The organism is Marinomonas sp. THO17 (assembly GCF_040436405.1).
In the GTDB taxonomy this organism is placed as follows: Bacteria; Pseudomonadota; Gammaproteobacteria; order Pseudomonadales; family Marinomonadaceae; genus Marinomonas.
The window spans coordinates 323,545-345,064 of record NZ_AP031575.1; the positions used below are offsets into that span (position 1 = coordinate 323,545).

Consider the following 21,520-nt stretch of genomic DNA (forward strand, 5'->3'; position numbering starts at 1 on the left):
ATTTAATTCTTCATAAAGGCGTGTTCGCATCGGTTTTCAATAATTGAATAAAGGCACTGGCAGCTCGACTGAGTGTCTTTTGCTTATGATGTAACACACCCAATTTACGTTCTACGTTCAAATCGGGAAAGTTCAATACACACAGTCTGTCGTCCACCATAGTGGATGGCAGCAGTGACCAGCCCCATCCAATACTGACTAGCATGGCGAGGGTTTCTAAATTATTGGTATTCATACGGACTTGAGGTTTTAAGTCTTGTTTGCCAAATACTTGTTCCGCGATTTGTCTGGTAAAGGTGTTTTTATTGGGCAAGACGCAGGGATATTGAGCCAAGTCGATCAGGCTAATATTGGTGTTGTGCGCCAAAGGATGATCTTTACTGACGACACAAGTTAATGGATCAGACCAGATGGGAATAGTCTCTAATAATTCATGGGTTTTGTTGGAGAGAGTAATGACAGCGAGTTCAGCTTGGCCTTTGAGCACATGCTGATAGGCTTGTTCGGACTGGGTGAAATCAATTTCTAATTGTGCTGCCGGGTACTCTAACTGAAAACGTTTTAAACTTTCAGGCAACCTATGTAAACCAACATGATGGCTAGTCGAAATACGCAACTCACCACTTACATCTTGCATCTGCAGTGTCATGCTGCGTTTGATGTCTTCTAAGTCTTCCGCCATTTTTCGTGCTTTGGGCAACAGATTGTGACCCGCTTCGGTAAGCAAAACTTGTCGACCAATACGATCAAATAATTTCACCCCAAGATTGCTTTCTAAGGCCGCGATGCGCTTGCTTATAGCAGGTTGTGTGACAAAAAGTTTATCAGCTGCCTCTGAAAAAGAAGCGGTTTCAGCTACTTTTATAAAGGTTAGTAATTCAGCAATATCAATCATTCCAAAAAATAATCCAAAACATGAAAAATATGAATTTGAGTAATTTAAGCCAAAGTTTTAGCATAGCGCAATAAGATTTTTAGGAGAGAACTTATGGCCGGTAAAACCCTATATGACAAGTTATGGGACAGCCACCTTGTACAGCAAAGAGACGATGGCAGTGCCTTGATCTATATTGACTTACAGCTATTGCATGAAGTGACTTCACCTCAAGCCTTCGAAGGCTTGCGTATGGCTGGACGCAAACCTTGGCGTACTTCTGCCAGTTTGGCTACGCCCGATCATAATGTGCCGACAACTAAGCAAGAGCGCATTTCAGGTGTGGATGGTATCGCAGATCCTGTGTCGAAAATTCAGGTGACGACACTGGATGAAAACTGTGCAGAATTTGGTATTACCGAATTCAACATGAAAGACATTCGCCAAGGCATTGTGCACGTTGTTGGGCCAGAACAGGGTGCGACATTGCCAGGTATGACGGTGGTATGTGGTGATTCTCATACTTCCACTCATGGTGCTTTCGGTGCTTTGGCGCATGGTATTGGTACTTCCGAAGTAGAGCACGTATTGGCAACGCAATGTCTTGTGCAGAAAAAAAGTCGCAATATGCTTGTGCGTGTTGATGGTGAGCTTTCGCCTTGGGTGTCAGCAAAAGATGTGGTGCTGGCCATCATAGGTGCAATTGGTACAGCAGGTGGTACAGGGTATGCCATCGAGTTTGGTGGTACAGGCATTCAATCTCTGTCTATGGAAGGCCGTATGACAGTATGTAACATGGCCATCGAAGCGGGTGCTCGTGTCGGTTTGATAGCAGTAGATGATACCACAATTGAATACGTCAAAGGCCGTCCCTATGCACCAAAAGGTGAGCAATGGGATATGGCTGTCGAGGCTTGGAAAGATTTGGTATCGGACAAAGATGCTAAATTTGACGAAGTGGTGGTAATCAAGTCAGAAGATATTAAGCCTCAAGTGACTTGGGGAACATCGCCAGAAATGGTTATTGCCATTGACCAGCCGATTCCGCGTCCTGAAGATCAAACCGATCCTGTAAAAAAAGAAGGCTACGCACGAGCCTGGAAATACATGGGCTTAGAAGGTAAAACGACTTTATCTGATGTGACTTTGGATCGCGTTTTCATTGGTTCTTGTACCAACTCACGTATTGAAGATTTACGTATCGCTGCAGAAGTTGTGAAAGGGCGTAAGGTAGCATCCAGCTTGAAACAAGCCATTGTAGTGCCGGGTTCTGGCTTGGTGAAAGCGCAAGCGGAAAAAGAAGGTCTGCATGAAATTTTTGAGGCGGCAGGTCTTGAGTGGCGTGAGCCAGGTTGTTCTATGTGTTTGGCGATGAATGCGGATAAGTTAGGGAATGGCGAGCATTGTGCTTCTACCTCAAACCGTAACTTCGAAGGTCGACAAGGTTTTGGTGGTCGTACCCATTTGGTTAGTCCTGCGATGGCGGCAGCGGCGGCGATTGCTGGTCACTTCGTTGACGTTGGCGAATTTGTTAAGCACTAGGAGAAATTATGCGTCCATTTACAAAACACACAGGTTTGGCGGCTCCTTTGGATTTGGCAAACGTTGATACGGATATGATTATCCCGAAACAGTTTTTAAAGTCGATCAAACGAACCGGTTTTGGTAAGAACTTGTTTGATGAGTTGCGTTATGAAGACGAAGGACAGCCTGATCAATCATGCGAAGGTCGTCCTTTACGTGAAGATTTCGTTTTAAATCAGCTAAGATACGCTGGCTCTAGCGTGTTATTGGCGCGTCAGAACTTTGGTTGTGGTTCCAGTAGAGAGCATGCCCCCTGGGCTTTAGACGACTATGGTATTCGTTCCATAATAGCTCCGAGTTTTGCGGATATTTTTTATAACAACTGTTTTAAAAACGGTTTGTTACCCATCATTTTGCAAGCAGAAGAAGTGGATCAGCTATTTATCGAAGTGGCAGCCAAAGAAGGGGCGACAATTGATATTGATTTAGAGAGTCAAACGGTCACTTCGCCTTCCGGTGCGACCTTTGAATTTTTGGTTGATCCATTTCGCAAGCATTGTTTGCTGAACGGTCTTGATGACATAGGTTTGACCTTGCAAGAAGAAGACCGTATTCGTCGTTTTGAAGAAAAGCGCATGCAACAAGCGCCTTGGTTATTCATGAGCCGCGAACAATAATTTATTAATAAGGATTTAACATGTCTAAAAAAGTATTGGTCTTGCCGGGTGACGGCATAGGTCCAGAAATCGTTGAACAAGCGGTTCGTGTTTTAGATGCTGTCAATGACAGCTTTTCATTGGGTATTGAACACGAATCTGCTTTGGTGGGTGGTTCGGCTTACGATGAAACGGGTTCGCCTTTACCTGAAGAAACCCTGTCTAAAGCTAAGGCAGCAGATGCCATTTTATTGGGTGCCGTCGGTGGTCCAAAATGGGATGGCTTAGACATGGCCGTACGTCCAGAAAAGGGGTTGTTGGGCTTGCGTTCTAATCTAGAACTTTTTTCCAACTTGCGTCCTGCGATCTTGTATCCGCAGTTGGCTGACGCTTCTAGCTTGAAACCTGAAATTGTTGCTGGTCTGGACATCTTGATCGTACGAGAACTAACAGGCGGTATCTACTTTGGTCAACCACGTGGCATTCGTACTTTAGAAAATGGCGAGCGTGAAGGTTTCAACACCTATGTTTACAACGAATCGGAAATTCGCCGTATTGCCCGTTCTGCCTTTGAAGCGGCTCGTCAACGTGGCAAGCGTGTGTGTTCAATCGACAAATCTAATGTGCTTGAAGTAACCGTTCTGTGGAAAGAAGTTATGGAAGAAGTGGCTAAAGAGTATCCTGACGTCGAATTAAGCCACATGCTAGTGGATAATGCTGCCATGCAGCTTGTTAAGGCACCAAAACAGTTCGATGTAATGGTTACTGGAAACATGTTTGGTGATATCCTTTCTGATGCTGCTGCCATGTTGACTGGCTCTATTGGCATGTTACCCTCAGCCTCGCTTAATGCAGAAGGTCGTGGCATGTATGAACCTTGTCATGGCTCGGCACCTGACATTGCAGGACAGGGTATTGCGAATCCATTAGCGACCATCTTGTCTGTGGCAATGATGCTGCGTTACTCACTAGATGCCAAGCAAGCGGCAGATGCTATTGAGGCAGCAGTAAGTACCGTTTTAGACCAAGGTCTAAGAACGGCAGATATTGCATCACAAGGATGCACAACGGTTAGCACGCAAGCCATGGGTGATGCGGTGCTAGCAGCTTTAAAAGCTTAATTCATAAAGGGTTAGGCGTTCATTCGGGATATTGCTCTTGGTATGAGTGACCCCACAAAAAAAAGGTAAAAAAACCATGTCAAAAAATACTGTAGGTTTAGTCGGTTGGCGCGGAATGGTCGGTTCCGTATTGATGCAACGTATGATGGCGGAAAAAGACTTCGATCATATTGATCCGGTGTTTTTCACAACGTCTCAAACAGGGCAAAAAGGGCCAGAAATTGGTAAGGATATTCCATTACTTCAAGATGCTAAAGACATTGAGTCTTTAAAGAAGATGGACATTATTATCACCTGTCAGGGTGGTGATTATACCAAGGAGATTTACCCTCAGTTGCGTAAGGCTGGTTGGCAAGGTTACTGGATTGATGCCGCATCTTCTTTGCGTATGGATAAAGATTCCATCATTGTACTTGATCCTGTTAACCAAAATGTCATTAAGCAAGGTTTGCAAGATGGCGTGAAAACCTTTGTGGGTGGTAACTGTACTGTGAGCTTGATGTTGCTGGCATTAGGTGGTTTGTTTGAGAAGGGTCATATTGAGTGGATGACTTCCATGACCTATCAAGCCGCTTCTGGCGGTGGTGCTCGTCACATGCGTGAATTGATCAACCAAATGGGCATGTTGCAAGGTGCGGTGGCTGGTGAGCTAGCGGATCCAGCCAGTGCCATTTTGGATATCGATCGTAAGGTCGCTGAGAAAATGCGTGCTGCTGACATGCCTGTAGATCAGTTTGGTGTGCCATTAGCGGGGAGTTTGATTCCTTACATTGATGCGCAGCTAGACAATGGTCAGAGCCGTGAGGAATGGAAAGCTCAGGCAGAAGCTAATAAGATTTTGGGGAATACTTCCAACATCATCCCAGTGGATGGTTTGTGTGTACGTATCGGCGCCATGCGCTGTCACAGTCAAGCTTTTACCATCAAGCTGAATAAAGACATTCCAGTCGCTGACATCGAAGGCTTGTTGGCAGAACATAATGATTGGGTTCGTGTGGTTCCAAATGATAAGCAAGCCACTATGGAGCAATTAACGCCAACTGTTGCCACAGGTACGTTAGGTATTCCCGTTGGACGTATTCGTAAGCTGAATATGGGACCTGAGTTTATCAGTGCTTTCTCGGTGGGAGATCAGTTGTTGTGGGGCGCGGCAGAGCCATTACGCCGTATGCTACGCATTTTGCTTGAGAATTAATTAAATTAATTCAATAGGTTAGCTTTCTTTTTAATTAAACGCCATTTTTTATAAGTGGCGTTTTTTTATGTCCATCACAAATTGTAAAACTTAGTTACATAAAAATCTGGTTACTTGTGTTCGGGCTGCTACACTGGAATGAGAGGTTGCTAAAAAGGCTCAAAAAACGATGCAAAATTCATGAGAAAGGGTGATTGAAAAATCACCCTTTCTGTTCTTGATCTTGAGCAAGTATTTACACTTTGGGGATTGAATTTATGTTCAATCATCCATAGATTAATAAGTAGGAAGATAAGAGGAGGATAGATAATAAACACATTAAACGTCTGACCAAAACAGAAGGAAAATGCTATATGTATACATTGAATATCAGCGGTCACCATGTTCAATCTGGTGAAGAAGTACAACAAGTAGTCAAAGAAAAAATGGATCACTTGGCGCGTATCAATAATCAGATAACTAGCATAAAAGTGATTCTCAATACTGAAAAGCATGAGATCCATGAACTTATTGTAGAGGCCAGTGTTCACATTCCTGGTCATGACTTATTTGCTACCGTTAAGACAGATAAGCAACTGAAACCTGCCCTTGACCTGCTTGTTAGTAAGCTTGAGAAGCAATTAATTAAATACAAGGCAAAACATTCCGGCCGACTGCATCACATCAATGCTAAGGACGTCGAAAGCGCTGCCGAGAGGCAAATGCAAGCGGAATTTAATGAACTCGTAGAGAGAGAAGTGATTTAAACCCTCAGTCACTTAAAGAATATAGCCTCGCAAATGCGAGGCTTTTTAATGTCTAGAGAGAAGATCAAGTGTCGTGCCAGTAAGGGCTTCTTTCCCTTCAAAGGCCTATTTCAAGTTATAAAGATAACAAAAAACCGATACTGGATTAGTATCGGTTTTTTGGTTAATAGGGCATTTACAACGAGTATACATGCACTAAATGTTAAGGTTCAAAAATGATCCTAGTTGCTGCTAACAGCAATGAGTTCAGGTTCAGATGTCATCTCTTCAGCTGGAGGAGCAAAAGAGGTGAGATCGATGCCTTCTACTGCGGATAGGTACTCATCCATCGTTGGGAAACGGCCCAATACGGTCGACAATACAACCAGAGGTGTTGAACCAAGTAGGGATTCACCTTTCTTCTCAGCAGAGTCAGCAACCACACGTCCTTGGAAAAGACGAGTAGAAGTGGCAATAACGGTATCACCTGGTGCCGCTTTTTCTTGGTTACCCATACATAGGTTACACCCTGGGCGCTCCAAATATAGGATGTTTTCGTATGAAGTACGAGCAACAGACTTAGGATTGGTGTCATCAAATTCAAAGCCGGCGTATTTGGCTAATACTTCCCAGTCACCTTCTGCTTTCAATTCATCAACAATGTTGTAAGTTGGAGCAGCAACAACAAGCGGAGCTTTGAATGACACGCTGCCTTGTTTTGCTTCAATATTACGTAGCATTTGCGCGATGATCTGAATGTCACCCTTGTGAACCATGCAAGAACCAACGAAACCAAGGTCGACAGGCTTGTCTTTGTAGAAAGATACTGGACGAATAACGTCGTGAGTATAGCGCTTAGACACATCATCGTTGTTTACGTCTGGGTCAGCGATCATAGGTTCAGCAATTTGATCCAAATCGATCACTACTTCAGCATAGTATTTTGCATTGTTATCAGGAGCTAGGGCCGGTTGTTCGCCAGATTGAATACCAGCAATGCGCTTGTCGGCTAAGTCGATCAAACCTTGAAGTGTTTTTGCTTCGTTATCCATGCCTTTATTGATCATGATCTGAATACGGCTCTTGGCCAATTCTAGTGACTCGATCAAGGTTTCATCAGTAGAGATACAGATAGAAGCTTTCGCTTTCATTTCTGCAGTCCAGTCTGTGAAAGTGAAGGCTTGGTCGGCAAGTAGGGTACCAATGTGTACCTCAATGATGCGACCTTGGAATACGTTTTCACCGCCAAACTGCTTAAGCATCTGTGCTTGAGTAGCGTGAACCACATCACGGAAGTCCATGTGACTCTTCATGTGACCTTTGAAGGTAACTTTAACAGAGTCAGGAATTGGCATTGCTGCTTCACCTGTAGCCAGTGCAAGGGCAACCGTACCTGAGTCTGCACCAAATGCGACCCCTTTTGACATACGTGTATGAGAGTCACCGCCTATAATGATGGCACGATCGTCAACAGTGATGTCGTTCAATACTTTATGGATTACGTCGGTCATAGGTGGGTAAACACCTTTTGGATCACGTGCTGTGATCAAACCGAAGTTGCTCATAAAGCTCATTAGCTTAGGAATATTAGCCTGTGCTTTTTTGTCCCAAACCGATGCAGTGTGACAGCCAGATTGGTAAGCACCATCCACAATTGGGGAGATGACAGAAGCGGCCATGGCTTCCAATTCTTGCGCCGTCATAGGACCAGTGGTGTCTTGAGAACCAACAATATTCACTTTAACACGAACGTCAGAACCTGCGTGCAGTGGTGAATCTGAGTTCACACCCACCGCATTATTGTTGAAGATTTTCTCAACCGCGGTTAGGCCTTGGCCTTCAATCGAAATTTCTTTAGAAGGGGCGTAAACCTGAGGTGCTTCAACACCTAAGGTTTCGGCAGCAAAGGTTTGCAACTTCTTACCGAAGACAACAGCATAAGAACCGCCAGCACGCATGAATTCAACTTTTTGTGGACTGAAAGAGTCAGAAATATCCATCAGCTCTTTGTCGCCGTTGTACAATTTCTTCTGTTTTGTATCAATGGTCAACAATGTGCCAGTTGCAACAGAATAGGCTTCTTCTAGAACGGGATCACCATTTTCATCTAGTACAGTTTTGCCATTTGCATCTACCTTCTTAACCCAGTTTTTCAGGTCGATACCGATACCGCCAGTTACACCAACGGTTGTTAAGAAGATAGGAGAGATGCCATTGGTACCAGCAACAACCGGTGCAATGTTGATGAATGGTACATAAGGGCTTGCTTGCTTACCTGCCCAAAGTGCCACGTTGTTCACACCAGACATACGTGATGAACCTACGCCCATGGTGCCTTTTTCAGCAATCAACATAACTTTAGCGTTAGGGTGTTTCTCTTTTAGTTCAACGATTTCTTGTTGAGCTTCTGGAGAGATCATGCAACGACCGTGCAATTCGCGGTCGGCACGAGAGTGAGCTTGATTACCAGGAGACAATAGGTCAGTAGAAATATCCCCTTCACCAGCAATGTAGGTAACCACTTCGATTTTTTCTTCGATGTCAGGAAGCTTAGTAAAGAATTCTGCTTGTGCGTAGCTTTCAAGAAGATCTTTTGCAATGGCATTGCCAGCTTTATAAGCTTCTGCAAGGCGACTCATGTCTGCGTCATATAGGAAGACTTGAGTTTTCAAAACTTCGGCAGCGGAAGCGGCTTTAGTTGCATCATCAGCAAGAGCAAGATCGATCAATACTTCAACGGATGGGCCGCCTTTCATGTGTGATAGGTATTCAAATGCTAATTCTGGTGTGATTTCGGCAACAAGACTTTCGCCTAGGATGATTTCTTTTAGAAATTTAGCTTTAACCGCTGCTGCGCTGGTAGTACCCGGCAGCGTGTTGTAAACGAAAAAGTTAAGTGAGTCAGCTTTGTGTTCATGCTCTGTGTCTTTGATTTGAGCAATTAGTTCTTTAACTAGATCGCCGCTGTCGATAGGTTTAGGGTGTAGCCCTTCTCCTTTACGGTCTTCAATTTCTTGCAAGTATTCTTGATACAGGCTCATATAACACCTCTGAACATTTATTCGCGATATGGTACATAGAGAGATGAACATCAAATAAAATGCTGATGTTCAGACTCTGAATGTTTGACTACTAATATAGTATAGGAAAAAGCGTGGCATGAGTGATATAAGGCCATAACAATTTCGAATAGGTGACATTTAGTGGAATTATTCTGATTTAGATTAATACCACCTAGATCAAATATTTCGAATCACTCGGACCACTCGAAATCCCCAGTTACTGGCTTTTAAATCCGGTTTGGCTCGATAGCGAGTTGCGCTGCGTCCCACTCGTGGGATATCAAACCAAGAGCCTCCGCGCAACACCCGGTTGTCACATTGGTTTGCCAGCCAGACTTGGTTTTTGGTCGGAGCACCTTCATAGTTGTCGTGGTAACAATCTTCGACCCATTCAGCCACATTACCATGCATATCAAACAAGCCTAGTGGATTACTGGCTTGACTGCCAACTGGGCCAGTTGAGATTGCGTCCCACTGGCTGCCGCAGCTATCACAGATGCTATAACCAGGCTGCACTTCATTGCCATACCAAAAGGCCGTATTGGAGTCCGCACGGGCTGAGTATTCCCACTCAATTTCGGTGGGGAGACGATATTCCTCGCCAGTCTGTTCTGATAACCAAGCGGTGTAAGCTTTGGCATCGTACCAGCTCACATTAATGACAGGTCGATTACCGCGCCCCCAACCATTATCTGGCGGTAAAGGACGACCAGTGGCCTTAGCAAACTTGTCGTATTGATTAAAGGTGACTTCGTATTTGCTGATATAAAAGCCTTTTGGTATTTCTACTTCATGAACCGGTTTTTCATTGTCATCACCTAAACGATTTTGGTCACCCATTAGGAAGGTCGCAGGTGGTATTTTTTCAATCTTAGGCGCTGTACCACCAGAAATAAGAGGTTCCTCCAATACTTTGGGGAGTTCCTCGAAGGGGCTGGCTTGTGGCTTTTCTTGTTGTACCACAGGGGTAATTTTATTCGATTCTGGTGTGGTGACTGGCCAAAATATCATGGCAAGCAGTGCAGTAACGAATCCTGCTGAAGCAACAGCCACGGCTTTTTTATTGACCTTTTTCATTTGCTTGCGCAAAAAGGCTTTTAGTGCAGATTCACCTTCATTTTCTGGTTTATATAGATCGGCGCGAATAAATCGAATCACCTCGGTAAGGGATTTAGGTCGTGATGATTCGCTATCTCTTGTCCATTTCGTTAATTTTTGCCAAGTGGAATCACTTAGCTGTGGATGCGATTCAGGCAAGTCTGCAAAACTTTTGTCGAGTATGGATTCACCCAGTAACGCCGCCATTAAAATTCGCATGAAGGCAAAACGGTCAGCAGCAGGAGATTTTTTCTGATCTTTTTTGCGATACTCAGGTGGGAAAAAGCGGCTGTCCATGTCTTTTTCATCGATCTGTTTCATCCAGTTATGAGCGCCGAAGCCCGTCATGATGCCAATGCCATTGACCACTTGAACTGATGATAGGTCTAAATGACCATGGAAGAGATTATTTTTGTGCGCCTGATCCAAAGCTTTGGCCATACTGTCCATTAAACCAATTACGACATTGAGCGGTGCGCCATCAGGATACTTACCAAGAAAACTGTATAGATTTTCGCCGCCACACACAGCAGAGCAAGAGAAAACCCACAGGTTGGAATAGAAAGGAGGGTAATTAGGCGTAATAGCCGGATGCTTAATACCAGTATACTTACGTGCATTTTGTAAAAAGTCTTCTACCTTACCTTTGTCAGCTTGATAAAAACGCAGTACAAAAGGTCGACCACCTTGATCCGCCACCCAGGTCGTTTTCTGACTATCCATAGGATAGTTGAGAATATAGGGATCAAGCTCCACGCCAACATGTTGGCCAATTTTTAGTTTATTCGGTTGGTAAAATTCATTCATTACAAAATTGACATCCAAATCAAGACCTTGCTGCCAAAATGGCGAATTCTCAAGGCAAGGATAGTGTGAACAAGTGAGTTGGTATTATAAGCGAGCTTAACGCTACTTTATTCGCACCTTCCCTAGTATAATCTCGTTTTTTAACACAAAAAGGTAGACCAATGTTATCTGCGTACCCTGAGCTGGTCGAGTTTCTTCCTTGTCAATCCCCAAAAGCTTGGGTGAATTGGGCTTTAGAAAATCAGTCGTTATTACTAAATGATCACGCTCACTGTGAGAAAAAAGCCGCATCAACGGCCATGAGTTTAATGTATCGTTACGTTGATCGCGATAACTTGTTGCATAAAATGTCACGTTTAGCGCGAGAAGAATTGCTGCATTTTGAACAAGTACATAAATTGATGCGTAAGCGAGATGTTGCTTATGAGCATTTAACGGCATCACGTTATGCGGACGGTTTGCGTAAACATATTCGTACTCATGAGCCTGCACGTTTGGTAGATACTTTGATTATTGGTGCCTTTGTTGAGGCCAGATCCTGTGAACGTTTTGCAATATTAGCTCCTCACCTTGACTCTGAATTGTCGAAGTTTTATCTGTCATTGTTAAAATCAGAAGCTCGTCATTTTGAAGATTATTTGGCGTTGGCAAAAGAGTATGCTGATGGACCAATTGATGACAGAGTGGCTTTTTTTCGTGACTTGGAAAAAAAGCTTATTACAGAGCCGGATGTTGAGTTTCGTGTTCATAGTGGGCCGCCACAAGCTGCTTAAAATTACAAATCGCCACAAAGCCATAGTGCTTTTTAACAGTCATAATAAGGCTAGCTGCTAAACTATAAGCATTGTCTCAGTAGGAGAACATGCTTATGAGTTCGCAAAAAAGTGAAACCTTACCAGATGTCACCTATTGGTTGGCGTTAGAAATTGCCAAGGTGGATCCCGTCGTCGATTTAGATGTAATGTATCGCGGCTCTATGGAATTGGATTACTTGTATCAAGTATTGACCAGTAAAGCGCAGCATTTTTGGTGGCAAGAACATGGCATTAAGCTATCGCCAGTTATGGTGAATAATGCGTTTTTTAGAGCAGTCGCCATGTTGCATCATAGAAATTTAGAGTTTACTAGGTCTCGTGACAGTGATGAAACTGCTTGGGTTAAGGAGTTGTTAGGCCGATGATATGGAAGATGTTATTCCTTGAAAAATAAAAGCCAGCTTGTGTGCTGGCTTTTTTGTGCAAGGGACTTAGCGCCATTGGCTAGATGGACAGAAAGGGAAACAAATTAAGCTGATGCTCCGTCTTTAGGCTCTTCAAGCCTTTAGCTAAAAAGTTGTCAACCTTGGCCTTAGATTGTACAAATTGACCTTGCTCAAGGCTTGCGAACCAAACAAACTCGTCCCAGTCACCTAAAACACAACGTACATATTGTCCATCTTGATGAATCGCAGGGCGATGTGTATGGCCGTGAATCATAGCCTTACATTGATGCTGAGTTAGTGCGCTTTTTATAGCATCATCTGTGACATCCATGATACTCATGGATTTTTCAGTGGACATGCTTTTGCTGTCATTTCGTAACTGTGAAGCCAAAGCAATACGTTGTTCTATTGGCAGGCTAAGAATTTCCTGTTGCCAAGCTGAGGAACGTACTGTGCGACGAAATGCTTGGTATTGCGTATCGGCAAGGCAATATTCATCCCCATGAGACAAGAGTAGATTACCTTCGTTTAACTGCAGTCGAGTTTGTTCGTCCAGCAGAGTGGCGCCAACCCGTTTTAGCCAAGTATCACCAATTAAGAAATCACGATTACCGTGTAAAAAGTAGATTTGCCAATCTGCTTTTGAAAGCGCTGTAAGCGCTTGCTCGATAGATTGATTCCAATCTGGCTGATAATCGTCGCCAATCCAAGCTTCGTAGAAATCACCCAGTAGATAAAGCTCAGCGGGAGAAAATTGTGTTTTGAGTTCAGACAGCATTTGTACAAACGCCCGAATAAGATCCGGGCGTTTGTCACTTAAATGCAAGTCAGAAATGAAGAAACGTTTCATTATCCGACGTTAGAAACCAATTCAGCCGATTCGATTACCACATCTTCAACAGGTACATCTTGATGACCTGCTTTGATAGTGGTGCTCACTTCTTTAATCTTATTGACCACATCCATGCCTGCAGCCACTTTACCAAATACAGCGTAACCCCAACCATCTGGTGTTTTACTGCGGTGATTGAGAAAGCTGTTGTCTGCCACGTTGATGAAGAACTGTGCAGAAGCTGAGTGTGGGTCCATAGTACGTGCCATGGCAATCGTACCCACTGCATTTGTTAGGCCATTATCCGCTTCATTTTCGATGGATGCGCGAGTTTCTTTTTGATTCATGCCTGGCTCAAAGCCGCCACCTTGGATCATAAAACCATTGATCACACGATGAAAGATAACGCCATTGTAAAAACCTGAAGTGACGTATTCTTCAAAGTTTTTTGCTGACTTTGGCGCTTTTTCGTAATCCAGTTCGATCTGAATATCACCGTGGTTCGTGTGTAAAATAATCATAGTAGATTCCTTGTTGTCATATGTGTCTGAAATTAGACAGCTAATCAATGTTGAGCATTTTATGTGTTTGTAAGCTAAGACGCCACCTTGGATGTGCTAAACAATAGGCTAAAGTAGCGTTTTGTGCGTCAGGGGTATGGATGAGTTTTTGGTTTAAGTGACTTTGATCCATGGGTTGCAGATAAAAGTGATCAAACGCCAAACCCTCAAAATGTTCCGGTGGTAAGTGACTTTGTGGAAAGACCAATTTTAATTCATTGCCTTTATTCACCTTTAAAGGTTGAACGGTTTTTGGGCTGACGCATATCCAGTCAATTCCTTCGGGTAAGTCCAGTGTGCCATTGGTTTCTATGGCAATGGTATAGCCAGCTTGCTTCATTTCATCGATGAGTTTTTTATCCAATTGCAAGGCTGGTTCACCACCGGTAAAGACGACGTATTTATGCGCTTGATTATCAGGCCATAAGGTGTCGAGATGGTTTTTGAGTTCGTTTGCGTGACGAAATTTACCACCGTTTTGACCATCAACACCAACAAAGTCGGTATCGCAAAATTGGCATTCTGAATTGAGCCGAGTTTTTTCTAAACCAGACCATAAGTTGCAGCCGGTAAATCGACAAAAAAGAGCAGGGCGGCCTGCGTGGGCGCCTTCGCCTTGTAAAGAATAAAAGGCTTCTTTAATAGAGTACATGTGTTACACCTGTTACATCTCGAAAACAGTCGAGGCAAGGGTTAATCACTTTTATTTAAGGTCTGGGGATTTGTGGAACAAAAACCAGACTAAATTAAGTTTTGTTAGATTTCGTATGATAATGGATCTTGTGTGCCTTGTTCAGCAAAGGCTTCTAGGCGCTCATTGCAGGCTCCGCATTTGCCACAAGATTTTTCTCTGCCATTATAACAGGTCCAGGTCTTTGCGTAATCCAATTGCATAGCTAAACCCGCTTTTAGGATTTCTCCTTTGCTGTTATGCAAAAATGGCGTAACGATTTCAACAGCTTGGTAGTTGGCGATTTTGGCCACAGCATTCATGGCTTCTACAAACTCAGGTCGACAGTCTGGATAGATATGATGATCTCCAGAATGAGCGCCATAAAATACTTTGCTTGCTTCCAATGACACGGCATAAGCGATTGCCATAGACAAGAGCACCATATTACGATTTGGTACCACAGTAGACTTCATATTGTCATTAGCGTAATGACCTTCAGGAATCTCAGCCTCACCTGTTAAAGAGGAGTTGGCCATTAGGCTGTTAATCGCAGTAATGTCTACCACTTTATGAGGGATATTCAGCTCTTTACAAACTTCTGCCGCTACGAGCAGCTCTTTACTGTGTTTTTGGCCATAATTAAACGAAATGGCATGAACCTCTAATCCCTGTTGAATCGCTGTATTTAATACAGTAAAAGAATCCATTCCTCCTGAGTAAACCACGACGGCTTTGTCTGACATGTATTCTCCTCTTTGATTGATAAATGAGTGCAGATTCTAACAGATTTTGTCTGCTTTGATCTGTTATTAAAAATTATAGGAAAGACAAAATTAAATTTACGTAACCAGTTACATAAATTGCAATTACCTGTTACTCTTCTTGTATCAACTTCTGGTGAGAATGCATTTTATGGAACAATTTGGTGTGCTAACGCTAGGTAGTCGACTGAAGCGTTTGAGTGATTATTTGTTTGCTCAAGTACAGGAAATTTATAGTGTGACTGGAGTGCCTTTTTCTGCGACCTATTTTCCTATTCTGAGATTATTACAGATGCAAGGGAATATGCCTGTTACAGAAATCGCTGAGCGGCTTAGGTTGAGTCACCCTGCGGTTAGTAAGCAAACGGTTAAGATGCTTAAAGAGGGGTTGTTAGACAAGCAGCTTGATAAGGCTGATCAACGACTTAGTGTGTTGCAATTGTCTGAGTTTGGTGCTTATGCCATGTCTAAAGCGGAGCCTGTGTTATTGGAGATGCAACACTTGTTGGAGCGTCAGTTGAGTTTCTCCAGTGAAAATTTTATGACAGCTTTGGAGCAACTAGAACAAAACACCTTCTCTCATGAAATGGCGATTCAGGTAGTTGATCGCTTAGTCGGTACTCAAATTGTCAAAATGAATTCCACAAAGCATGCCAAGGCCTTTTATCATTTAAATATGGTTTGGTTAAAGCGTTACTTTGCTGAGCAAATTAATGCATATGACTTAGCTATATTAGAACGACCAGAGGAATGGGCGTTGCAGCATAATGGTGAGGTATTTCTTGCCGTCACAGCCTCTAATGAGATGATTGAAAACCTTGCTGAAGAGAGCGTGGTCGGTGCTGTGGCCATTAAATGGCATGATCAACAAGCTGAAATTTTGAAATTGGCGGTGGCGGATCATTGTCAGGGCAAAGGTATTGGTCAGAAGCTATTAGAGTATTGTATTGAAAGGGCAAAGCATAAGGGTGTTAACAAGGTGTTTTTGGAAACGGCAGCTTGTTTAAAAGCGGCGCAACATCTCTATGAAAAAAATGGTTTTGTGACAAAGGTTGCACCCAGGAGCTCGGACTATGAAAGAGCAGATGTTTATATGGAAAAACAATTAGAGGGAAAAGAGCGAGTACAATGAATTCTGTAAAAATGGGCATAGTTGCGTCTATTCCTATGATTATCGGTGGTATCCCCTTTGGTATTTTGTTCGGTTCATTGGCATCAAGTTATGGTTTGAGTCCTTGGTTTGCTTTAGCTATGTCGGCTTTTGTGTTTGCGGGTTCTGCACAGTTCGTAGCACTAGGGCTAATTGCTCTCAATGCGCCTATTTGGGTCATTGTATCAACCACCTTTATCGTTAATTTACGTCATTTATTATACGCTGCCGACATGGTGAAATACGTGAAACATCTACCATTCTCACTTCGGCTTGTTATGGGCTTTGGTTTAATTGATGAAACCTATGCTGCGGTACGACCACTTTACAATCAAGGTAAGCTTAACCTAGACAATGGCCATAAAGCCTATTTAGGCTCGTTTGTAACCTTCTACCTGATGTGGAATATCACTACTGCCTTGGGTGTGCTGTCCGGTGAGTTGATACCAGAGATGAGCGAATGGGGGTTGGAGTTTGCTATGGTGGCCACTTTTATCGGTATTATCACGCCATATTTGAAATCGCAGGCCTTCTGGCTGTGTTTCCTAAGCGCAGGGTTTTCTTCCGTTGTGTTGGTTGATTTGCCACACAATTTAGGATTACTAAGTGCTGCTGTGATTGGTGTCTTGGTGGGGTTTTGGGCTGAACAAATACATCCTTCTAAACACCAACCAGCTGCTCTTGAAGGAGTGGAGTCATGAGTACTAGCCAAGCTGTTTTTATCCTCGTAGGTATGTTTGCGGTGACTTTTGGAGTGCGCTTTGTGTTGTTGGCCAGAGCACACAAAGTCACCATGCCCTTGTATGTAGAGCAAGCATTAAAATACGTTCCTGTAGCCGTGTTGACGGCCATTATTACACCAATGATCTTCATGCCAGATAAACACTTGGCTATTCAATTCACCAATCCTTGGTTATTGGGTGCATTGGCTGCCTTTACTGTGGGTATCTGGCGACAGCATCAATTGTTAACCATAGTGATTGGGGTTGGGGTTTTCTTTATTGCGCGTTACTTTATTGCTTAAAAAATATTCTTATACCGATAAAAAAATCAATAACTCGTCACCCATGGAAAACGAAATACGATATACTCGCATGTTAAAGTTTTTTATCGTCAGTCGAATATTCATCAGGACTTGCAGTTAACATGTCAGAAACGTCAAAACCAGGTAATTTTATTACTCAAATCATTGATAAAGATAACGAAACAGGTAAGCATGGCGGCAAAGTATTAACCCGTTTTCCGCCTGAACCAAATGGCTATCTTCATATTGGACATGCTAAGTCCATTTGTCTTAATTTCGGTATTGCTGAGCGTTATCAAGGTCAATGTAACTTACGTTTTGATGATACCAACCCTGAAAAGGAAAGTGTCGAATACATCGAGTCCATTAAAGGTGATGTCGAATGGTTGGGCTTTACTTGGAAAGACGAACCTAAATTTGCATCAGACTACTTTGATCAATTACATGATTTTGCTGTTCAATTGATTGAGCTGGGTAAGGCCTATGTGTGTGAGTTGAACGCTGAGCAAATGCGTGAATATCGTGGCACCCTAAAAGAACCGGGTAAAAATAGTCCTTATCGTGATCGTAGCATTGGAGAGAATTTAGCCCTTTTCAATGATATGAAGGCAGGTAAGTTTGCTGATGGTGACGTGGTATTGCGTGCCAAGATCGACATGGCTAGCCCCAATATTAATTTGCGTGATCCGATTATTTATCGTGTTCGCCATGTGCATCATCATCAAACGGGGGATAAATGGTGTGTTTATCCTATGTATGATTTTACCCATGGTTTATCCGATGCGATTGAAGGGGTGACACATTCTATTTGCACACTGGAGTTTCAGGATCATCGTCCCTTATACGATTGGATATTAGAGTCTCTAGGGACCTTTCACCCGCAACAAATTGAATTTGCCCGTTTAAATTTAAATTACACTGTCACCAGTAAACGTAAATTGAAACAGCTAGTGGACGAAAAGCATGTGACTGGTTGGGATGATCCACGTATGCCAACCATTTCTGGCATGCGTCGTCGTGGTTATACAGCAGCATCAATACGTAACTTTTGTGAGCGTATTGGTGTCACTAAGTCTGATAGCGTAGTAGATGTGGGCATGCTAGAACACGCTATTCGTGAAGACTTAGATGCCAATGCGAACCGTGCGATGGCCGTATTAAATCCAATTAAAGTTGTGTTGACCAACTATCCAGAAAATAAAGAAGAAATTTTTACGGTCAGCAATCACCCTAAAAATGAAGCAGCAGGTCAACGTCAAGTACCATTCAGCAAAGAGTTGTACATAGATGCTGCTGATTTTGCCGAAGTCCCTCCGCGTAAGTGGAAACGTTTAACCTTAGATGGGGCTGTTCGTTTGCGTGGTGGATATGTCATTACCTGTGATGAAGTCATAAAGAATCATGCTGGCGAAGTGATTGAATTGCGTTGCCGTTATGATGAAAACACCTTAGGGGTTAATCCAGAAGGTTATAAACCAAAAGGCGTTATTCATTGGGTGAGTGCGCAACATGCGCTGGATGCGACGGTGAATTTGTACGATCGTTTGTTTGATAATGAAGCGCCAGATGCAAACTATGCAGATAAAACCTTCTTAGATTTCATTAATCCAGAATCACTGACTGTGCTATCAGGAGCAAAAGTAGAGCCTTCGTTGGCTCAAGCGGCAAAAGGCCAAGGTTTTCAATTTGAGCGTGAAGGCTATTTTTGTCGTGATGCTAAGGAAGAAGGTTTGATCTTTAATCGTACTGTTACATTAAGAGATTCATGGGCAAAAATTGAAGCAAAAGGAAAGTAAGCGAGATGTTGAAGATTTATAATACCCTGAGCGGGAAAAAAGAAATTTTCAAACCTATTGAAGAAGGTAAAGTGGGTATGTACGTGTGTGGTAACACAGTATATGACTACTGCCACATTGGTCATGCTCGCGCTATGATTTCTTTCGATGTTATTTCACGTTTTATTCGTCATCTTGGTTACCAATTAAATTATGTACGTAATATCACAGATGTAGACGATAAAATCATCAAACGTGCTGAAGAGAACCAAGAATCGACCCAAGCTTTAACGGAGCGAATGATTGCGGCGCAACGTGAAGATGAATTGCGATTAGGCAATAAAATGCCTGATCGTGAGCCGAAAGCCACGGAATTCATGCAAGAAATCATTGATATGGTGCAAACCTTGATTGATAAAGGCTTTGCTTACCAAGGTTCATCGGGGGATGTTTATTATCGTGCCACCGCGTTTAAAGAATACGGTAAATTGAATAACCGTAAACTGGAAGATATGTTGGCGGGAGCGCGTATTGATGTGGAAGCTGCTAAAGAGCATCCAGCGGATTTTGTCTTGTGGAAACAAGCTAAAGAAGGCGAAGTTTCTTGGTCTTCACCTTGGGGAGAAGGTCGTCCTGGATGGCACATTGAATGTTCTGCCATGTCAACTAACTGCCTAGGCAGTCACTTTGATATTCATGGCGGCGGCCCGGATCTGAAATTTCCCCATCATGAAAATGAGATTGCTCAGTCCGAAGCCGCGACAGGTAAAGACTATGTGAACTACTGGATGCATTGTGGTGCGGTACGCGTAAACAATGAAAAAATGTCTAAATCCTTAGGGAATTTTTTCACAGTGCGTGATGTGTTGGAAAAGTACAATGCGGAAGTCATTCGTTACCTAATGGTGTCTAGTCAGTACCGTAGTCCAATTGACTATTCAGATCAAAGCCTGAATGAAGCAAAAGTTGGTCTAGAACGTTTGTACACGGCATTACGCCAACAGAATATTGCCGAGACATATCAAGCAACTGAGTATAGTAAACGTTTTGAAGAAGCCATGTGCGATGACTTTAATACGCCTGTGGCGGTATCTGTGTTGTTTGAATTGGTTCGTGAATTGAATAAAGCCAAAACAGAAGCGCCAGCAAAAGCACAAGCTCTGGCCGCTGAACTGAAATCCTTAGCGGAATTGTTAGGCCTTTTGCATCAAGAACCTGAATACTTCTTGCAAAATAGTACGATAAACGAAGGATTAGACGAAGCGGCTATTCAAGCCTTAATTGATGAGCGCACGCAGGCGCGTAAAGATAAAAACTTTGCTCGTAGTGATGAAATTCGTGATGAGTTAGCCGCGCAAGGCATTGAATTGCTGGACAGTCGTGAAGGCACCACTTGGACGCGCAGTTGAGTCATTAGAAGGTAATGTAAAAAGAGGCGATGCTGTTTCAGCGTCGCCTTTGTTTTGTTTGTCTTTATTTGATGTGGATTAGTCTTTATTAACTTTAACGGCTAATACATCGCAAGGAGAGCCATGCAATACACCATTTGCGGTTGAGCCAAGTAGTAGAGCTAGACCATGTCGACAATGACTGCCAACCACAATCAAATCGACTTGTTTTTCTTCAGCGATACGATGGATTTCACTTTCGATACCACCTTGAGTAATGCAACACTCTTTAACAGGAATCTCGATTTGATCCTTCAAAATGTCGATGCGCTCTTTGGCTGTGTCTTGAAGTTGTGCTTGGATGTCGGTGATGTCGATAGGCACATCGCCACCATAAGCGTAATTAAGGGATTCGATAACATGAAGGATAGTTAGCTCTGCGCCAGTGGCTTTACATAAGCCGACGGCCTCATTGGCCACCTTGATACTTTCATCCGTTAGATCAACAGCGAGTAGAATTCTGTTATACATCCTAGAAAACCTCCAGAGTTGGCTAGATATATTTATTATAGTTTAAATCAAGAGAGACATTATTATGACTGCTCTAATTGTTATCTGTATCGCTTTGTCTTTAATGGGTTCGGCATTGTGGATTATGCCGCCAAAAAAAGAGCGTCAACGAATGGCTCTGCGTTTGCATGCGCGTCAGCGAAACCTCACGGTTCAGCTTACCTCAATTGACTTCCCAGACAAATGGGATAAATCAATGATTCGTAAAAAAGTCGTGAATTATGCTCTGTACCACCTAAAACCATTAGATTCTGTCTCTCAGGCTTATTGGTTATTGCCTTATCAAGTTTGGAAATATGAGGAAGTAGCCAAAGGTTGGTGGAGTAATGTGCCTTTATCACTCAGCGATAGTCAAAAGCAGTTGCTAATTGAATTCTCTGGGCGCTTAGAGGGAATTAAGATTCAGTCATCCGGTATTGATTTTTATTGGCAAGAGCAGGGTGATGAGTCAAGTGTGGACGATATTGCCAAGTTACTGCAATCTTTAAAAGAAGTAAAAGTCCATGCCGTTAATGATAATTGAC

General features: G+C 43.0%; 21 protein-coding genes. 13 read left to right on the forward strand and 8 right to left on the reverse strand.

Annotated elements, in window-relative coordinates:
* Window positions 1–10 precede the first annotated feature (10 nt).
* A complete protein-coding gene (locus tag ABXS85_RS01445; protein WP_353668275.1) occupies window positions 11–895 on the reverse strand; it encodes a LysR family transcriptional regulator in 885 nt (294 codons plus the stop codon).
* Window positions 896–988: 93 nt separating this feature from the next.
* Between ABXS85_RS01445 and leuC the strand changes: the two genes are divergently transcribed.
* The 5 genes from leuC to raiA all read left to right on the forward strand — a co-directional run bounded on the left by leuC (window position 989) and on the right by raiA (window position 6,116).
* Complete coding sequence (gene leuC, locus ABXS85_RS01450) at window positions 989–2,416, forward strand: 3-isopropylmalate dehydratase large subunit (protein WP_353668276.1); 1,428 nt, start codon at window positions 989–991, stop codon at window positions 2,414–2,416.
* Window positions 2,417–2,424: 8 nt separating this feature from the next.
* Window positions 2,425–3,075, forward strand: coding sequence for a 3-isopropylmalate dehydratase small subunit (gene leuD / locus ABXS85_RS01455; RefSeq protein WP_353668277.1), 651 nt, complete (start codon window positions 2,425–2,427; stop codon window positions 3,073–3,075).
* Between the two features lie 20 nt (window positions 3,076–3,095).
* A complete protein-coding gene (gene leuB / locus ABXS85_RS01460) occupies window positions 3,096–4,175 on the forward strand; it encodes a 3-isopropylmalate dehydrogenase (protein ID WP_353668278.1) in 1,080 nt (359 codons plus the stop codon).
* Between the two features lie 76 nt (window positions 4,176–4,251).
* Window positions 4,252–5,370, forward strand: coding sequence for an aspartate-semialdehyde dehydrogenase (gene asd, locus ABXS85_RS01465; protein WP_353668279.1), 1,119 nt, complete (start codon window positions 4,252–4,254; stop codon window positions 5,368–5,370).
* A gap of 353 nt (window positions 5,371–5,723) precedes the next feature.
* On the forward strand, window positions 5,724–6,116 hold the full coding sequence (gene raiA / locus ABXS85_RS01470; protein WP_353668280.1) for a ribosome-associated translation inhibitor RaiA: 393 nt from the start codon (window positions 5,724–5,726) through the stop codon (window positions 6,114–6,116).
* Window positions 6,117–6,337: 221 nt separating this feature from the next.
* Here raiA and ABXS85_RS01475 read toward each other — a convergent pair whose 3' ends face one another.
* Window positions 6,338–9,136 carry a bifunctional aconitate hydratase 2/2-methylisocitrate dehydratase gene (locus ABXS85_RS01475; protein ID WP_353668281.1) on the reverse strand — a complete coding sequence of 933 codons (2,799 nt, stop codon included), beginning with the start codon at window positions 9,134–9,136 and terminating at the stop codon, window positions 6,338–6,340.
* Between the two features lie 198 nt (window positions 9,137–9,334).
* Window positions 9,335–11,062 (reverse strand): SUMF1/EgtB/PvdO family nonheme iron enzyme, encoded by a 1,728-nt coding sequence (locus ABXS85_RS01480; protein ID WP_353668282.1) that lies wholly within the window; start codon window positions 11,060–11,062, stop codon window positions 9,335–9,337.
* A 161-nt stretch (window positions 11,063–11,223) separates the two neighbouring features.
* Between ABXS85_RS01480 and ABXS85_RS01485 the strand changes: the two genes are divergently transcribed.
* Both ABXS85_RS01485 and ABXS85_RS01490 read left to right on the forward strand, forming a co-directional pair.
* Window positions 11,224–11,835: a tRNA-(ms[2]io[6]A)-hydroxylase gene (locus ABXS85_RS01485; protein ID WP_353668283.1), complete on the forward strand. Its 612-nt coding sequence runs from the start codon at window positions 11,224–11,226 to the stop codon at window positions 11,833–11,835.
* Between the two features lie 95 nt (window positions 11,836–11,930).
* Window positions 11,931–12,242, forward strand: a complete 312-nt coding sequence (locus ABXS85_RS01490) for a hypothetical protein (protein ID WP_353668284.1) — start codon at window positions 11,931–11,933, stop codon at window positions 12,240–12,242.
* A 79-nt stretch (window positions 12,243–12,321) separates the two neighbouring features.
* On the opposite strand, the gene ABXS85_RS01495 is transcribed toward ABXS85_RS01490, so the two are convergent.
* From ABXS85_RS01495 to queC, 4 genes are all read right to left on the reverse strand, one after another.
* On the reverse strand, window positions 12,322–13,113 hold the full coding sequence (locus ABXS85_RS01495; protein WP_353668285.1) for a UDP-2,3-diacylglucosamine diphosphatase: 792 nt from the start codon (window positions 13,111–13,113) through the stop codon (window positions 12,322–12,324).
* On the reverse strand, window positions 13,113–13,616 hold the full coding sequence (locus tag ABXS85_RS01500; protein WP_353668286.1) for a peptidylprolyl isomerase: 504 nt from the start codon (window positions 13,614–13,616) through the stop codon (window positions 13,113–13,115). Before ABXS85_RS01500 ends, ABXS85_RS01495 begins: the two co-directional genes overlap by 1 nt.
* 40 nt (window positions 13,617–13,656) lie before the next feature.
* Window positions 13,657–14,307: a 7-carboxy-7-deazaguanine synthase gene (queE, locus tag ABXS85_RS01505; RefSeq protein WP_353668287.1), complete on the reverse strand. Its 651-nt coding sequence runs from the start codon at window positions 14,305–14,307 to the stop codon at window positions 13,657–13,659.
* Window positions 14,308–14,411: 104 nt separating this feature from the next.
* Window positions 14,412–15,071 carry a 7-cyano-7-deazaguanine synthase QueC gene (gene queC, locus ABXS85_RS01510; protein WP_353668288.1) on the reverse strand — a complete coding sequence of 220 codons (660 nt, stop codon included), beginning with the start codon at window positions 15,069–15,071 and terminating at the stop codon, window positions 14,412–14,414.
* A 169-nt stretch (window positions 15,072–15,240) separates the two neighbouring features.
* On the opposite strand from queC, the gene ABXS85_RS01515 reads away from it, so the two are divergent.
* The 5 genes from ABXS85_RS01515 (at window position 15,241) to cysS (ending at window position 20,447) form a co-directional block, all read left to right on the forward strand.
* Window positions 15,241–16,221, forward strand: a complete 981-nt coding sequence (locus ABXS85_RS01515) for a bifunctional helix-turn-helix transcriptional regulator/GNAT family N-acetyltransferase (protein WP_353668289.1) — start codon at window positions 15,241–15,243, stop codon at window positions 16,219–16,221.
* Window positions 16,218–16,940 carry an AzlC family ABC transporter permease gene (locus tag ABXS85_RS01520; protein WP_353668290.1) on the forward strand — a complete coding sequence of 241 codons (723 nt, stop codon included), beginning with the start codon at window positions 16,218–16,220 and terminating at the stop codon, window positions 16,938–16,940. Before ABXS85_RS01515 ends, ABXS85_RS01520 begins: the two co-directional genes overlap by 4 nt.
* Window positions 16,937–17,263, forward strand: coding sequence for an AzlD domain-containing protein (locus tag ABXS85_RS01525; protein ID WP_353668291.1), 327 nt, complete (start codon window positions 16,937–16,939; stop codon window positions 17,261–17,263). The genes ABXS85_RS01520 and ABXS85_RS01525 overlap by 4 nt, the downstream gene beginning before the upstream one ends.
* Window positions 17,264–17,385: 122 nt before the next feature.
* On the forward strand, window positions 17,386–19,059 hold the full coding sequence (locus tag ABXS85_RS01530; RefSeq protein ID WP_353668292.1) for a glutamine--tRNA ligase/YqeY domain fusion protein: 1,674 nt from the start codon (window positions 17,386–17,388) through the stop codon (window positions 19,057–19,059).
* Between the two features lie 5 nt (window positions 19,060–19,064).
* Window positions 19,065–20,447 carry a cysteine--tRNA ligase gene (gene cysS / locus ABXS85_RS01535; RefSeq protein WP_353668293.1) on the forward strand — a complete coding sequence of 461 codons (1,383 nt, stop codon included), beginning with the start codon at window positions 19,065–19,067 and terminating at the stop codon, window positions 20,445–20,447.
* 78 nt (window positions 20,448–20,525) lie between these two features.
* On the opposite strand, the gene ABXS85_RS01540 is transcribed toward cysS, so the two are convergent.
* On the reverse strand, window positions 20,526–20,957 hold the full coding sequence (locus tag ABXS85_RS01540) for a universal stress protein (protein ID WP_353668294.1): 432 nt from the start codon (window positions 20,955–20,957) through the stop codon (window positions 20,526–20,528).
* A gap of 64 nt (window positions 20,958–21,021) precedes the next feature.
* Here ABXS85_RS01540 and ABXS85_RS01545 point away from each other — a divergent pair, with 64 nt between their 5' ends.
* Window positions 21,022–21,519 carry a hypothetical protein gene (locus ABXS85_RS01545; RefSeq protein ID WP_353668295.1) on the forward strand — a complete coding sequence of 166 codons (498 nt, stop codon included), beginning with the start codon at window positions 21,022–21,024 and terminating at the stop codon, window positions 21,517–21,519.
* The last annotated feature ends 1 nt before the right edge of the window (window position 21,520 follow it).